13 protein-coding genes, 2 tRNA genes and 1 pseudogene are annotated in these 13970 nt (G+C 65.1%); 4 read left to right on the forward strand and 12 right to left on the reverse strand.

Translation table 11 applies throughout. The features are described 5' to 3' along the window. The 7 genes and pseudogenes from IRZ12_RS09215 to IRZ12_RS09245 all read right to left on the reverse strand — a co-directional run. A pseudogene (locus IRZ12_RS09215) lies at window positions 1-183 on the reverse strand (DUF47 domain-containing protein); the annotation flags it as partial. A 209-nt stretch (window positions 184-392) separates the two neighbouring features. Next, window positions 393-1784, reverse strand: a complete 1392-nt coding sequence (locus IRZ12_RS09220) for a replicative DNA helicase (protein WP_296467607.1) — start codon at window positions 1782-1784, stop codon at window positions 393-395. Between the two features lie 255 nt (window positions 1785-2039). Beyond that, window positions 2040-2495, reverse strand: coding sequence for a 50S ribosomal protein L9 (gene rplI, locus IRZ12_RS09225; RefSeq protein ID WP_296467609.1), 456 nt, complete (start codon window positions 2493-2495; stop codon window positions 2040-2042). A gap of 19 nt (window positions 2496-2514) precedes the next feature. Next, entirely contained in the window at window positions 2515-2787 is a 273-nt protein-coding gene (rpsR, locus tag IRZ12_RS09230) for a 30S ribosomal protein S18 (protein WP_296467612.1), read from the reverse strand. 28 nt (window positions 2788-2815) lie between these two features. Then, window positions 2816-3148 carry a primosomal replication protein N gene (gene priB, locus IRZ12_RS09235; protein ID WP_296467615.1) on the reverse strand — a complete coding sequence of 111 codons (333 nt, stop codon included), beginning with the start codon at window positions 3146-3148 and terminating at the stop codon, window positions 2816-2818. A gap of 93 nt (window positions 3149-3241) precedes the next feature. Beyond that, entirely contained in the window at window positions 3242-3613 is a 372-nt protein-coding gene (rpsF, locus tag IRZ12_RS09240; RefSeq protein ID WP_296467618.1) for a 30S ribosomal protein S6, read from the reverse strand. 352 nt (window positions 3614-3965) lie between these two features. Beyond that, window positions 3966-4937 carry an asparaginase gene (locus tag IRZ12_RS09245; RefSeq protein WP_296467622.1) on the reverse strand — a complete coding sequence of 324 codons (972 nt, stop codon included), beginning with the start codon at window positions 4935-4937 and terminating at the stop codon, window positions 3966-3968. A gap of 185 nt (window positions 4938-5122) precedes the next feature. On the opposite strand from IRZ12_RS09245, the gene lexA reads away from it, so the two are divergent. Together lexA and IRZ12_RS09255 are read left to right on the forward strand one after the other, a co-directional pair. Beyond that, window positions 5123-5776, forward strand: coding sequence for a transcriptional repressor LexA (gene lexA, locus IRZ12_RS09250; RefSeq protein WP_296467625.1), 654 nt, complete (start codon window positions 5123-5125; stop codon window positions 5774-5776). Between the two features lie 22 nt (window positions 5777-5798). Beyond that, on the forward strand, window positions 5799-6656 hold the full coding sequence (locus IRZ12_RS09255) for a hypothetical protein (RefSeq protein ID WP_296467628.1): 858 nt from the start codon (window positions 5799-5801) through the stop codon (window positions 6654-6656). 21 nt (window positions 6657-6677) lie between these two features. Here the strand turns inward: IRZ12_RS09255 and rlmB are convergent, their stop codons facing one another. Beyond that, a complete protein-coding gene (rlmB, locus tag IRZ12_RS09260; RefSeq protein ID WP_296467633.1) occupies window positions 6678-7415 on the reverse strand; it encodes a 23S rRNA (guanosine(2251)-2'-O)-methyltransferase RlmB in 738 nt (245 codons plus the stop codon). A gap of 90 nt (window positions 7416-7505) precedes the next feature. Continuing rightward, entirely contained in the window at window positions 7506-9959 is a 2454-nt protein-coding gene (gene rnr / locus IRZ12_RS09265) for a ribonuclease R (protein ID WP_296467636.1), read from the reverse strand. Between the two features lie 111 nt (window positions 9960-10070). On the opposite strand from rnr, the gene IRZ12_RS09270 reads away from it, so the two are divergent. Both IRZ12_RS09270 and IRZ12_RS09275 read left to right on the forward strand, forming a co-directional pair. Next, a tRNA-Leu gene (locus IRZ12_RS09270) sits at window positions 10071-10155 on the forward strand. Between the two features lie 68 nt (window positions 10156-10223). Beyond that, window positions 10224-10308: transfer RNA gene (locus tag IRZ12_RS09275), tRNA-Leu, on the forward strand. 235 nt (window positions 10309-10543) lie between these two features. Here the strand turns inward: IRZ12_RS09275 and IRZ12_RS09280 are convergent. From IRZ12_RS09280 to IRZ12_RS09290, 3 genes are read right to left on the reverse strand one after another with little or no spacing between them, the layout of a single operon-like run. Next, the gene (locus IRZ12_RS09280) at window positions 10544-11080 is read right to left on the reverse strand and encodes a phosphoribosyltransferase (RefSeq protein ID WP_296467639.1); all 537 of its coding nucleotides are present in this window, start codon (window positions 11078-11080) and stop codon (window positions 10544-10546) included. 58 nt (window positions 11081-11138) lie between these two features. Beyond that, window positions 11139-12434, reverse strand: a complete 1296-nt coding sequence (locus IRZ12_RS09285; RefSeq protein WP_296467642.1) for an adenylosuccinate synthase — start codon at window positions 12432-12434, stop codon at window positions 11139-11141. A gap of 40 nt (window positions 12435-12474) precedes the next feature. Then, entirely contained in the window at window positions 12475-13668 is a 1194-nt protein-coding gene (locus tag IRZ12_RS09290; protein ID WP_296467645.1) for an ATP phosphoribosyltransferase regulatory subunit, read from the reverse strand. Window positions 13669-13970 lie beyond the last annotated feature (302 nt).

The raw sequence follows: 13970 nt of genomic DNA on the forward strand, positions 1-13970 counted from the left end.
GTGCAGCAGGTCGATCGTATCGTGGGTAACCTTGTCGGCCTTTTTCTCCAGCGTCTCGATGCTCTTGACGCGCTCCTCGGCTTGGTCCAGGTCGGCCATCAGTGCGGCCAATTCCCGGCTGCCTTGGCGGGACAAGTCGGCATGCGCCGTGAAGAGATCGAAAAAGCGGCCCTCTTTGGGCATCAAGCGTCCAAACATCACGTCCTCACGATACGTCACATGACAGCTACATGACGTGTTCAAAACCGCGCGCAGTTTAGCACTATATGCGTGCTGCCCTGCCCGCTGGGGAGCCCCTTTTTGGGGCGGCGGAGGCGGGCCGTGGGCGTCGGCTCGCCCGTTCATGCACGAGACGACGGGCTCTGCGCGGGCCGGTCGCAGTGTGTGCGGGATCAGTATTCAGAATCGACGTAGGCGTTGCCGGAGAAATTCTGGAACTTGGTGTACATGCCCTGCCAGGTCAGCCGGACGGTGCCGATCGGCCCGTTGCGCTGCTTGCCGATGATGACTTCGGCCGTGCCTTTGTCCGGCGTATCCGGATTGTAGACCTCATCGCGGTAGAGGAAGATGATGACGTCTGCGTCTTGCTCGATGGCGCCTGATTCCCGCAGGTCGCTCATTACCGGGCGTTTATTCGGACGTTGCTCCAGGCTACGGTTGAGCTGCGAGAGCGCGATGAGGGGGCAGTTCAATTCCTTGGCGAGGCCTTTCATCGAGCGGCTGATCTCGGACAGTTCCGATGCCCGGTTCTCGCTGCTCGAGCCGCTGTTGCCCGACATCAGCTGCAGGTAATCGATGATGATCAGCCCGAGCTGGCCGCATTGGCGGGCCAGGCGGCGCGCGCGCGAACGCAGCTCCATGGGGCTCAGCGCCGGGGTCTCGTCGATGTAGAGCTGCGTGTCTTGCATTTTCTGGATGGCATGCGTGAGCTTGGGCCAGTCTTCATCGAGCAGCCGGCCCGTGCGTAGGCGCTGCTGGTCCAGTCGCCCCACCGACCCGAGTATCCGCATGGCCAGCTGCGCCGCGCCCATTTCCATGGAGAAGACGGCAACGGGCAGGCCCTCCTCCACGGCCACGTGCTCGCCGATGTTCATCGAGAAAGCGGTCTTACCCATCGAGGGCCGGCCGGCCACGACGATCATGTCGCCCGGCTGCAGGCCCGACGTCATTTTGTCGAGGTCGGTGAAGCCCGTCGGCACGCCGGTGATTTCCGAAGTCGAGTCGCGATGGTAGAGCTCGTCGATGCGCTCGACCACCTGCGTGAGGAGCGGCTGCAGCGACTGGAAGCCGGCGGTCCCGCGCGCGCCCTCCTCGGCGATCTTGAAGATCTTGGACTCGGCATCGTCCAGCAGTTGGCGCGTGTCCCGGCCCTGGGGGTTGAAGGCCGCGTCCGCGATCTCGTCCGAGATCGTGACGAGCCGGCGTAGTACCGCCCTGTCCCTCACGATCTCCGCGTAGCGCCTGATGTTGGCCGCCGATGGCGTGTTCTGGGCCAGCGAGTTGAGATAGGCGAGCCCGCCTGCATCTTCCGCCTTGCCCGCCGTCTGCAGCGCTTCGTGGGTGGTCACGACATCCGCCGGACGGCCCAGCCCGATGAGCTTGGCGATCTGTTGCCAGATGAGGCGATGATCGTAACGGTAGAAGTCATCCTCCTTGAGGATGTCGGCGATGCGATCCCAGGCTGCATTGTCCAGCAGCAAACCTCCCAGCACGGACTGCTCCGCTTCGACCGAGTGGGGGGGGATGCGCAGGGACTCTAGCTGAGGATCGGCTGGCGAATTCATAGAGCGACAAAAACCTGGAATGGATGCGCGGCCGGCGGTATGCCGGACCACGACAGTTTATAGCGTGGCGAGCGATGGCGGGCGCAGTTGTCGAGGAGGCCCCGCCGCGTGCGTGGTGCACGGTGCCGGCCTTGGGAAAAAAAACCCTCCATTTCGCGGAGAAAATGGAGGGTTTTCATTGCCGGGCCTGCCGCCAGGCAGGCCGGATGGGTGGTGCGGCCGGTTGCCCCCGCGCCGCGGAGTACCAAGGCTCGCTTAGGCAGTTTCGCCGACCACCACGACCGTGATGTTGGCCACCACGTCGGTATGCAGGCCGATTTCGATCGGGAACTCGCCGATGGTCTTGAGCGGGCCGTTGGGCAGGCGGACCATGCCCTTTTCCACCGACTCGAAACCGGCGCTCTTGAGCGCGCTGGCGATGTCGAAGTTGGTGACCGAACCGAACAGGCGGCCGTCGACGCCGGCCTTCTGCGTGATGGATACCGTGTAGCCTTCCAGGCGCTGGGCCATGGCTTGCGCGGCGGCCAGCTTCTCGGCCTGGATTTTCTCGAGCTCGGCGCGGCGCGCTTCGAACTCTTGCAGGGCGGCCTGCGTGGCGCGCTTGGCCTTCTTCTGCGGGATCAGGTAGTTACGCGCGTAACCGTTCTTCACGCGAACGACGTCGCCCAGGTTGCCGAGGTTGACGACTTTTTCGAGCAAGATGATTTGCATGATTAGACTCTCCCGGCAATCAATTGTGGTTGTCGGTGTAGGGCAAGAGCGCCAGGAAGCGGGCGCGCTTGATCGCCGTATCGAGTTGGCGCTGGTAATGCGCCTTGGTGCCGGTCAGGCGAGCGGGGATGATCTTGCCGTTTTCCTGGATGAAGTCGCGCAGGACTTCGATGTCCTTGTAGTCGATCTGTTCGACGCCGGCTGCCGTGAAGCGGCAGAACTTGCGCCGCTTGAACAGCGGGTTCTGTTGACCGAACTTCTTCTTTTCCTTGCGTTTGCCGAATGCGGCCATGATGTACCTCTTGGGTATTCAATCCGTTTCACACCTGAGCGCTGCCCTGCCCGCTTCGTCCATCACCCGCCTGGGCGACGGTGGCCTGCTGGATATGCAGCCTCAGTCTGCTTGAACCTTTCCGGGTCGGTGCCAAAAAACCCTCGATCCGCAGCGATCGGCCCAGCGCTTCGCGCTCGAGCCTGCTGGCGAGATCGCCGATCGCCACCGCGTTGACGAGCATTTCCACCCGGCGGGGCCTACCGCCTTCGAGCAGCTCGGATTCATGGGCAAGCGTCAGTTCCAGCACCGGTATGCCGGCGGGGGTGTACCTGAGCGGCTTGCACTCGACCACCTGGGCGGTCAGAAGAACCTGGTTCAACGCCGTGTCGTCCGGGGCATCGTCAAGCTGCCGCGGGAGCGGCCTGGGATGCGGGCGGTCGGCAACGACCTGTCATGCCAGCCGGGCCGGGGCTCAGCCCTCGGCTTGCGTGGCCTCGGTGGACACCTTGCGGGCCTCCTCGCGCTCGACGATCTTCATCATCGGCGACGGGGCGGTCTCGGCCTTCTTCATCTTGACGACGAGATGGCGCAGCACGGCGTCGTTATAGCGGAAGGCGTGCTCGAGTTCGTCCAGCGTGGCTTGGCTGCACTCGATGTTCATGCACACGTAGTGAGCCTTGACGAGCTTCTGGATCGGATATGCCAATTGGCGGCGACCCCAGTCTTCCAGGCGGTGTACTGCGCCGCCCTGGCTGGTGATCAGCGTCTTGTAACGCTCGACCATGGCCGGAACCTGCTCGCTCTGGTCCGGATGAACGATGAAAACTATTTCGTAGTGACGCATTTACGCTCCTTATGGATGGTCCTGGAGGCGACTCGAAAGGCCGCCCCGAAAGGCGCAAGTCCGCTCAAGCGTCTAGAGTCGGACAAGGGTTCTCAAATCCGGCAGGAGGTCTGCGCATAACACAATGCGCAATGCCTGCCAAAAATTAAGCCAGCTATTATCGCTTGCAAACGCGGAAAAATCAAGGCGCGCCTCGTGGCCGGCCATGATCGCCCCCCGACCGGGGTACGGCAGCCCGGGAGGGCGAACCGCGGGACGGGCTCCCCACCCCGCCGCGCTCAATGACGGCCGGCGTGGATCGGCCTTGGCATGCTTGGCGCGACCCCGGCAGGGCCGTTGCGGCCTGCCTGCGCTAGTAGGTGTCGAAGGCTGCCTGCACGGCCTCCGGGCCCGAGGCGCCCGCCCCCAGCGCCAGCATCAGCAGGACCCGCGCCTTCCAGGGCGACAGGGTGCCGGCCCCGGGCAGGCTGCAGGCTGCGGTGACGCGTCCGCTCCCCGTGCGGCTGGTTCGCACGACGGCCAGGCCCGCGCCAGCAAGGCGCTCGAGCGCCGCCATGGCTTCGGCGCTCGCCGAGCCGTTGCCGGGGCCCGCCCAGACAAGGCCGCGCGCGCCCGTTGCGGGTACGGCATCGATCAGGGCAGTCGAGGCACCCGCATAGCCAGCCAGGATTTCCACCGGGACGAGCGGCGTTGCAGGGGTGAATGGCGTCGCGCGGGTGTGCGGCCGCTCGGGACGCGCGAGCCAGGTGACCCGCCCGTCTTGGACCAGCCCGAGCGGACCGGCGTTGGGCGCGGCGAAGGCGTCGGGCCGGTTGGCATTGACCTTGCCCACCTCTCGCGCGCCGAAGACCTGGTGGTTCAGTACCACCAGCACGCCGCGCCCCGCCGCGCCGGAGGTGGCGGCCACGGTGGCGGCGTCGAGCAGGTTCAGCGGCCCATCCGCCGACAGCGCCGTCGACGGGCGCATCGCGCCCACCAAGACGACAGGCTTGTCGCTCTTGAGCACCAGATGGAGATAGTAGGCCGTCTCCTCGAGGGTGTCGGTGCCGTGCGTGACGACGGCGCCATCGACTTGCGGATCGTCCAGCGCCTGCTGCAGCCGGCTGGCGAGCGACTGCCAGAAGGCGGGCGTGGCGTCCTTGCTGTCGATGGATGCGAACTGTTCGGCGCTGATGCGGGCGACCTGGTCGAGCCCGGGTGTTTGCGCGCATAGCGCCGCCACGTCGAGCACGCCCGCCGTATAGGCTTCGACGGATTGGGGCTCGACGCCGGCTCCGGCGATGGTGCCACCGGTGGCGAGAAGGCAGAGGTGCGGAAGAGGCATGGGAATCAATGTGCTTGCCGGAGCCCGATGATACCCGCCCCGCGCATGGTGGCGCGGCCGCGACACCTGGCGATTATGCTTGCGCCGCCCATCGGTACTGTATAAAAATACAGTTACTGGATAAAACCACAGAAGCGTCTGTCGCACCTCCCACCCCGGGCGGCCGCGCAAAACCGGAGCCAGACATGCCCAAGCTGACCGCACGCCAGCAGGAGATCCTCGATCTCATCCGCCGGACCATCGTCGAAACCGGCTTTCCCCCCACGCGCGCCGAAATCGCGCAGGCGCTCGGTTTTCGTTCCCCGAACGCGGCGGAAGAACACCTGAAGGCGCTCGCGCGCAAGGGGGTGTTGGAGTTGTCGGCCGGTACCTCGCGCGGCATACGGCTCAAAGACGCCACTGCCGCCGATTCCCCTTCCCTGCAGCTCACGCATCCGGCGCTGGCGCAGCTCGTGCTACCGCTCGTGGGCCGGGTCGCGGCTGGCAGCCCCATCCTTGCCGCCGAGCACATCGAGAAGGAGGTGGGCGTGGACCAAGCGCTGTTTTCGCAACGTCCCGACTATCTGCTGAAGGTGCGCGGGGAAAGCATGCGGGATGCCGGCATCCTCGACGGCGACCTGCTGGCCGTCAAGAAGGCGGCCCAGGCCCGCGACGGGCAGATCGTCGTGGCACGCCTCGGCGACGAAGTCACCGTCAAGCAACTGCGTTATACCGAAAGCGGCCTGAGCCTCTTGCCCGCCAATCCCGATTTCAAGCCCATCGAGATCAGCCGTAACCGCGACGACTTCGCCCTCGAGGGCATCGCGGTTGGCCTGATCCGGGCCGGACTCCTGCACTGAAAGCATCCGACGGACGATCTCCATGAAACACCATACGCAAGTCCCCAGTCTTTCCAGCGGATATCCCGGGCTCGATGCGGCGCTGCCGCAAGCTGGGTGGCCTGTCGGCGCACTGACGGAAATCCTGGTTTCGCGCGTCGGGCATGGCGAATTGAACCTGCTCGGTCCGCTGCTCGCCCGTCTCACCCGCGCAGGCCGCACGGTGGCGCTGCTGGTGCCGCCGTACTTGTCATATGCGCCGGCGCTGATCCAGCACGGGGTGGCGCTCGAGTGCGTCAAGCTGGTCCGCTCGGCCCGTCCGCTGGACGACGGCCTGGACCAGATCGAGACGGCGGTGCGATCCGGCGAATTTGCCGCGTTGGTCGCGATCCTTCCTCCCGACGAGGCCGCGGTGCGGTCCGAAGGCACGGTAAGGCGCCTGCTGCTGGCGGCAAGGCTCTCGGGGTGCCCCGCCTTCCTGTTCCATACTTGCAGCACGCCTGCCACGACGTCGGTTTCCCAGTTGCGCCTGTTGGCAGACATGAGTCAGGCAGGTGAGCTCCGCCTGCAACGCATCGCCCCGGACGACGAAGCCGGCCGCGGCGCGGTCACATTGGAAATCGGCCAACGCGAGCCCCGGGCAGGATTCCGCCGCGTGGCCGGCCTTGCCCTGGCGGGCACCCGTTTCTGCTCGGCCGCACAATTGAACGAACCGGACGAAACGGCCGCCGTGGCGAATGCCCGGCCGGTCCAGGCGCCCCCAGAACAAGGCGCCCCCCGGGCCAAGCCGGCTTCGCCGGGCCGCAGCCGGTGGCCGTTCAAACAGCGCGGCAGCTCGGGCGGTGCGGGGAGCTCTCCAGCGGGCCTGGCGTTCTGGCTCGCCCGCAGCTGGAACGCCTGACGATGGCCAGCCGCTGTGGCGCTACACCGCGCGTTGCCGCACGGTTTCGTACAAGCACACGGCGGACGCCACGCTCACGTTCAGGCTTTCCACCGAGCCCATCATGGGAATGCGGACCAGTTGGTCGCAGGTTTCGCGGGTCAAACGCCGCATGCCCTCGCCTTCCGCACCCATGACCCATGCGATGGGTTGGCGGGCGTCAACCTGGTGGATGGTTTCGGTGGCCTCGTCATCGGTTCCCACCACCCATATGCCCCGTTCCTTGAGGCTGCGCAAGGTCCGCGCGAGGTTGGTCACCGTGAGATAGGGAACGGTGTCGGCAGCGCCGCAGGCGACGCGCTGTACCGTGGCATTCAAGCCCACGGCTCGGTCGCGCGGTGCGATCACGGCATGCACGCCGGCTCCGTCTGCAGTTCGCAAGCAGGCGCCGAGATTGTGCGGGTCCGTCACCCCGTCCAGCACGAGTAAAAAGGCTGGCCCGGACGCCTCGTCGAGCACTTCGTCTATGTCCATGGCCAGTTGCAGGCTCGTGGCCAATGCCACGACGCCCTGATGGCGCTGGCCCTTGGCGAGTCCGTCCAGGCGTGATTGCGGGACGGGATGCACTTTGCGCCCCGCGGCCTGTGCCTGCTCGATCAGCGTCAACATGCGGCGATCGCGGCGCGCCTCTTCGACGTAGATATCCTTGATCGATTCCGGCGCATGGCGCAACCGCGCCGCGACTGCGTGAAATCCGACCAAAACCTGGCTCGCTGCCATTTTTCACCCCATTGATGCATGCCGCGCACGGCAAAAAACGATACGGCGCTGCTCCTGGCAGCGCCGCAATGCCGTTATTAGACCAGAGATTCAGTGATGCTTGCGCCCGCGCTTGGCAGCTGCCCGCTTGCCGCTTCGGGTGCTGGCCGGTTTCTCCGCCGTGGCGGACTTCTTGGCCGGGATGCCCTTCTTGTCTTTCGGAGGCTTGGCCGTTTCGGTCATGAGCGGGGTCTTGGCCGCGCTTTTTTCCGGTTTGCGAGGCGCTGGCGCGCTTTCGCGTTTGATCGCCTTGCGCAGGCCTTCATAGCTTACGCCTTTGACGAGCTTGAAATCGATCCGCCTGGCCTCGAGGTCCACCCGGGCGACTTGCACCTGTACCTTGTCGGTGAGGCGATAGCGCATGCCCGTGCGCTCTCCGCGCAGTTCGTGCAAGCCATCGTTGAACTGGAAGTATTCTGCGCCCAATTCCGAGACGTGCACCAGGCCTTCGACGTGCAATTCATCGAGCGTGACGAAGATGCCGAACGCCGCGACGCCCGTCACGGTGCCGCTGAAAATGTCGCCCACCCGCTCACGCATGTACCAGCACTTGAGCCATGCCTCGACGTCGCGCGATGCATCGTCGGCCCGGCGTTCGTTGGCCGAGCAGAACAGGCCGAGCTTCTCCCAGAGGGCGTGTTCCTGCTCTTTGGCCGAACCGGGCACCACCGGCGTGTCTTCCGGCGGGTTGGGTACGAAACGCTTGCCCTGCAGCAAAGCCTTGATGACACGGTGCGTCAGCAGATCGGGATAGCGTCGGATGGGCGACGTGAAGTGTGCGTAGGCGGGGTATGCGAGCCCGAAGTGGCCCACGTTGTCCGGGCTGTACATGGCCTGTTGCATCGAGCGCAGCGCCATGGTTTGCAGCAGCGGCGCGTCGGGCCGGTGCTTGGTGCTTTCCAGCAGCGCCGAGTAGTCGGCCGCCGTGGGCTTGTCGCCCCCGCCGAGCGACAAGCCCAGCGTCTTCAGAAAGTCGCGTAGCGCCTGCAGTTTCTCCGGCGTGGGACCTTCGTGTATGCGGTACAGGCCCGGGTGCTTGCTGCGTTGCATGAAGTCGGCGGCACAGGTATTGGCCGCGAGCATGCATTCCTCGATCATCTTGTGCGCGTCGTTGCGCACGTAGGGCACGATGCTCTGGATGCGTCCGAGCTCGTTGCAAATGATCTTGGTCTCTATGGTGTCGAAATCGATGGCGCCCCGCTTCTGCCGCGCTTGCGCAAGAAGCTTGAACAGCTCGTACAAGTCCTGGATCTGGGGCAGGACGTGCGCGTACTTGCGCGCGGCCGGGCCATCGGGCTGCTGGAGTGCTGCCCACACTTCGTTATAGGTGGTGCGCGCATGGGAATGGATGACGGCGTTGTAGAACTGGTACGCCTGCACCGTGCCCGCCTTGGCTCCGGTGGCGGGGATCACCATGTCGCACACCAGCACCAGGCGGTCGACGTTGGGATTCAGCGAGCACAGCCCGTTGGACAGCTTTTCCGGCAGCATGGGGATGACCTTGCGCGGAAAGTAGACGCTGGTGCTGCGTTCCAGCGCATCGGCGTCCAGGGCGTCGCCAGGCCTGACGTAGTGGGCGACGTCGGCGATGGCGACGATCAGGCGCCAGCCCGCGCGCTTGCGGGCTCCTGTGCCCAGCTCCACCCGTTCGCAATACACGGCGTCATCGAAGTCCCGGGCATCCTCGCCGTCGATGGTGATCAGCGGTACGTCGCGCAGGTCGAAGCGTTCGACGAGGTCGCTGTCGCGAACCTCGGACGGAAGGCGTTCGGCCTGCGCCAACGCCTTGGGGGAAAACTCGTGCGGGACGTCGAACTTGCGGACCGCAATTTCGATTTCCATGCCCGGGTCGTCGATTTCGCCCAGGATCTCCACCACGCGGCCCAGCGGCTGCGTGTGGCGGGTCGGCTGTTCGATGATTTCCACGGTGACGACCTGGCCGTGCTGGGCTTCGGCGGTTTCGCCGGGCGGCACCAAGATGTCGTGCTTGATGCGCTGGTCTTCGGGTACGACGAGGAATAATCCGCGTTCGTTCAGGAAGCGTCCGACCAGCTTGTTGGTGCGGCGCTCCAGCACCTCGACGATGGTGGCTTCCGGCTTGCCCCGGTAATCGGTGCCCGTCAGCCGGACGAGCACGCGGTCGCCGTGGAGCACCTTGAGCATTTCCTTCGGCGGCAAGAAGATGTCGGGCTGGCCGTCGTCACGAATGAGGAAGCCGAAGCCGTCGCGGTGCCCCTGCACGCGACCGGCGATGAAATCGAGTTTGGTCGACAACAGAAGCGCGCCCTTGCGGTTCTGCATCAGCTGGCCATCGCGTTCCATGGCCGCGATGCGCCGTTCGAACCCCACGCTGCCCGGGGCGACGCCCAGACGCCTTGCGAGTTCGGCGGGGGCGATGGGCGCGTTGGCCTCTCGCAGCACCCTCAGGATTTGCTCTCGGCTAGGTACGTCGGGGTCGAAATCCGGGGGCGTGGAAGGATGGTTGTTATGGGATCGAGTTGTCAAAGTCTAAGGATCTCTTTATAATGCGCAGCTCTGTTGCTACTGCCTGCATGCAACGGTGACGCAAGCATAACTTGAGTTTACCGCAGCAAATGCACGGTGGTTGCGGCAAATGCCCAGATGGCGGAATTGGTAGACGCACTAGTTTCAGGTACTAGCGCTTAGCGGCGTGGAGGTTCGAGTCCTCTTCTGGGCACCAATCGAAATGGCAGCGTTGGCGGCCATGGTTGGGCAACCCGTTTGAACGGGTGTTGAGGTTTACGCAGTGCCCAGGTGGCGGAATTGGTAGACGCACTAGTTTCAGGTACTAGCGCTTAACGGCGTGGAGGTTCGAGTCCTCTCCTGGGCACCACGGTTAGATACCACGTAATTCAGTTAGATTGGATGCAAGCCCCGTAACGTCAGTTCCGGGGTTTTTTGTTTTGGGGGGGCGCTCCCTGCTTGCCCGATGTCTCGCCACCCACCCTGCCTTGCCGCGCGAGGCGTTCCTGCCCGGCGGCGGGCGGATCCCCCGCCTGGACTTCCTGCGGCAAATCGTCGATGCCGGCGCCTGGGGCGCGGCCCGGCCCGGCTTGCCGGACCGGGGTTTAGTCGCTCTTACCCTTGCGGATCCAGGCTTCGAGCTGGTATGGGCGCAGGCTGTCGTACTCTTCGAAGGGTTGGTGAATCCACGGGTTGGTCGGCAGTTTTTGTACGTAGTAATCGGGCACCACTTTCGAGTGGCCCTTGAACCACAATACGGCCGTGCGCATTTCGGTGATCGAGGAGAATTGGGCGAGCAGGTGCTGGTGCACCTTGTCGAAGGTGACCCCGGTGTCGACCATGTCATCCACCAGCAGCACCTTGCCTTCCAGGGTTCCCCGGGTAATGGTGATGAACTGGGCGATGTCCAGCCGCCCTTGTTGCGTGCCCGCCGCCTCACGGTAGCTGCTGGTCGCGAGGATGCCCAGCGGGACGTCGAAAATGCGGGACAGCACATCGCCCACGCGCATCCCGCCCCGCGCCAGGCACACGATCTGGTCGAACTTCCAGCCGGATTGATGGACTTGCAGGGCCAGTTGCTCGATGAGTTGGTGATAGCGTTCCCAGCTGACCCAGAGGTCTTTGTCGGTGTCTTGCTGCATGGCGTAGGCGTATTGCAAAAAAGCCCCGGGGGACCGGGGCGCTTGATTGGCTCCTGGATCAGGCCTTGAATGGATGACGCAGCACGATGGTTTCGGTGCGGTCAGGGCCGGTCGAGACCAGATCGATGGGCACGCCGCAGACTTCGGACATGCGCTCGAGGTAGCGGCGCGCATTGACCGGAAGTTTATCGTATTCGGTTACGCCCACGGTGGATTCACGCCAGCCGGGCATCTCTTCCAGCACGGGTTCACTGTTGGCCACCGCCGCGGCTCCATAGGGCAGCACGTCGCGGAATTCGCCGTTGACGCGATAGCCCACGCCCAGCTTGATGGTTTCCAGGCCGTCCAACACGTCCAGTTTCGTGATGCACAGGCCGGAAATGCCGTTCAGGCGGATCGAGCGCTTGAGCGCCGCGCCGTCGAACCAGCCACAGCGGCGCGCACGGCCGGTGACCGAGCCGAATTCTTTGCCGACCGAAGCCAGGTGGGCACCGATCTCGTCGTCCAGTTCCGTCGGGAACGGCCCGGATCCGACGCGGGTGGCGTAGGCCTTGGTGATGCCCAGGACGTATTCGAGCTTTTGCGGACCGACCCCGGCGCCGGCAGAGGCGGCGCCCGCTACGCAGTTGCTGCTGGTGACGTAGGGATACGTGCCGTGGTCGACGTCGAGCAGCGCTCCCTGCGCGCCTTCGAACAACAGCTTGTGCCCGGCCGCGGAGGCTTCATAGAGCGCGGAGGCGACGTCTGCGACCATGGGCTTGAGTACCGGCGCCAGTGCCATGGCCTGGTCGCGCACCTGGGCCGGGTCCACGGCCTGCGCGCCCAGGTAGTTGGTCAGCACGAAGTTGTGGTAGTCCAGCGCCTCTTCCAGCTTGGCGTCGAAAGTGGCCGGGTCGTAGAGATCCTGCACCCGGATGGCGCGGCGCGCGACTTTGTCTTCGTACGCCGGGCCGATGCCGCGCCCGGTGGTGCCGATCTTGCCCGCGCCCTTGCGCGCTTCGCGCGCCTGGTCCACCGCCACGTGGTACGGCAGGATCAGCGGGCAGGCTTCCGAGACGCGCAGCCGCGCGCGGACTTCGACGCCGGCGGCCTCGAGCTCCTCGATTTCGCGCAGCAGCGCCTCGGGCGACAGCACCACGCCGTTGCCGATGTAGCAGATCATCCCGGGATGCATGATGCCGGAGGGGATCAGGCGAAGAATGGTCTTCTTGCCGGCGATCCAGAGCGTGTGGCCGGCATTGTGGCCCCCTTGGAAACGCACGACGCCCTGGGCCGACTCGGCCAGCCAGTCCACGATCTTGCCCTTGCCTTCATCACCCCACTGGGTGCCGATAACCACGACGTTGTTAGCCATGTTGCTTCTGCTTCTCTACTAAGTCCGCCCGCGACGGGCGTCAGATTGCGGTGGATGAGGATGCCGGATTGGACGCCGGGGTTCCGGCCAGCGATTCGACCTGCCAGGTGCCGTTGCGCTGTACCAGCTCGCGGTCGAACACGAACTCCTGCTGGTCGTGCTCGTGTCCGGGCAGGATTTGGACGACGATGTGGCCGGCTGCCCGCAGCGCGCGCACGGCTTCCATCAGCGCGGGGTCCAAGCCCCACGGCGCACGTACGGCTGGACTCGGCTTGGCGGGGGCGAGCAGTCCGGCGAGCTCGCGCAGGTCCAGGCTGAAGCCCGTGGCCGGCCGGGCGCGGCCGAACACCCGGCCGATGTCGTCGTAGCGGCCGCCGCGTACGACGGCATTCGGCCAGCCGCCGCAATAGACGGCGAACACCACCCCGGTGTGGTAGTGGAAGCTGCGCACGTCTGCCAGGTCGACGCCGATCTCCACGCCGGGGAGCGCGCCGGCAAGGCCGGCCAGCATGTCGAGCGCCTGCTCGACGCGCGGCAGCGCGGGCAATACCTTGCGCGCCTCGTCGAGCACGTCCAAGTCTCCGTACAAGGTGGGCAGCACTTGCAGCGCCTGGGCCGTTTCCGGCGCGAGCTCGGGCGCCAGCAAGGCGAGCCCGGGCACGTCTTTGTCGCGCAGCAGGCCGAAGATTTCGTCCGCACGCGCCGACGCAGCCGGATCGGTTTCCAGCAGCGCGCGAACCACTCCGAGGTGGCTCAGGTCGATGCGGTAGTCGGCTACGCCGGCCCGCCGCACGCTTTCGAGCGCGAGCTGCACGACTTCGATGTCGGCCTCGGGGCCGGCATGTCCATAGAGTTCGGCGCCGATCTGCAGCGGTTCGCGCGTCGCCCACAGGCCGCGCGGCAAAGTGTGCAGCACGCTGCCGCAATAGCATAGGCGCGCGGTGCCTGCACGGTTGAGCAGGTGCGCATCGATGCGCGTGACCTGCGGCGTCATGTCGGCACGGATGCCCAGGGAGCGGCCCGACATCTGGTCGACCAGCTTGAAGGTGTGCAGGTCCAGGTCTCCCCCGCTCGCCGACAGCAGCGAGTCGAGGTATTCCACCAGCGGCGGCATTACGAGCTCGTAGCCGTAGGTGCGGTACAGGTCCAGCAACAAGCGGCGCAGCTCTTCGATGCGCCGGGCCTCGGCCGGCAGGATGTCTGCCAGGCTTTCGGGCAACAACCATTTGCCCATGCAGGGATCTCGCAATGATTCAGACAAACGATGGACGAAAAAAAAGCGGCTGCGGGTATGCACACGGTGCAAGCCCTTCAACCGCTTCTTCCAAGCTTGGGCAACCCAGTTCGCACCTCTTTGGTGCGTGCAAAAATTCGGGCGTACCTCTTGGCTTACACGCTATTGTCTACTCGAACGCCCGCAAAATCAAGTCGCCGTCGCATCCCGCCCACGGACAACGCCCCCGTGCCCCTATTGTTCAGCTTCTTCTATCACGTCATACAAATGTTTTGCTTATGCGGGCCGGCATGGTGCATTTA

It is taken from the genome of Pigmentiphaga sp. (assembly GCF_019689535.1).
Classification (GTDB): Bacteria; Pseudomonadota; Gammaproteobacteria; order Burkholderiales; family Burkholderiaceae_B; genus Pigmentiphaga.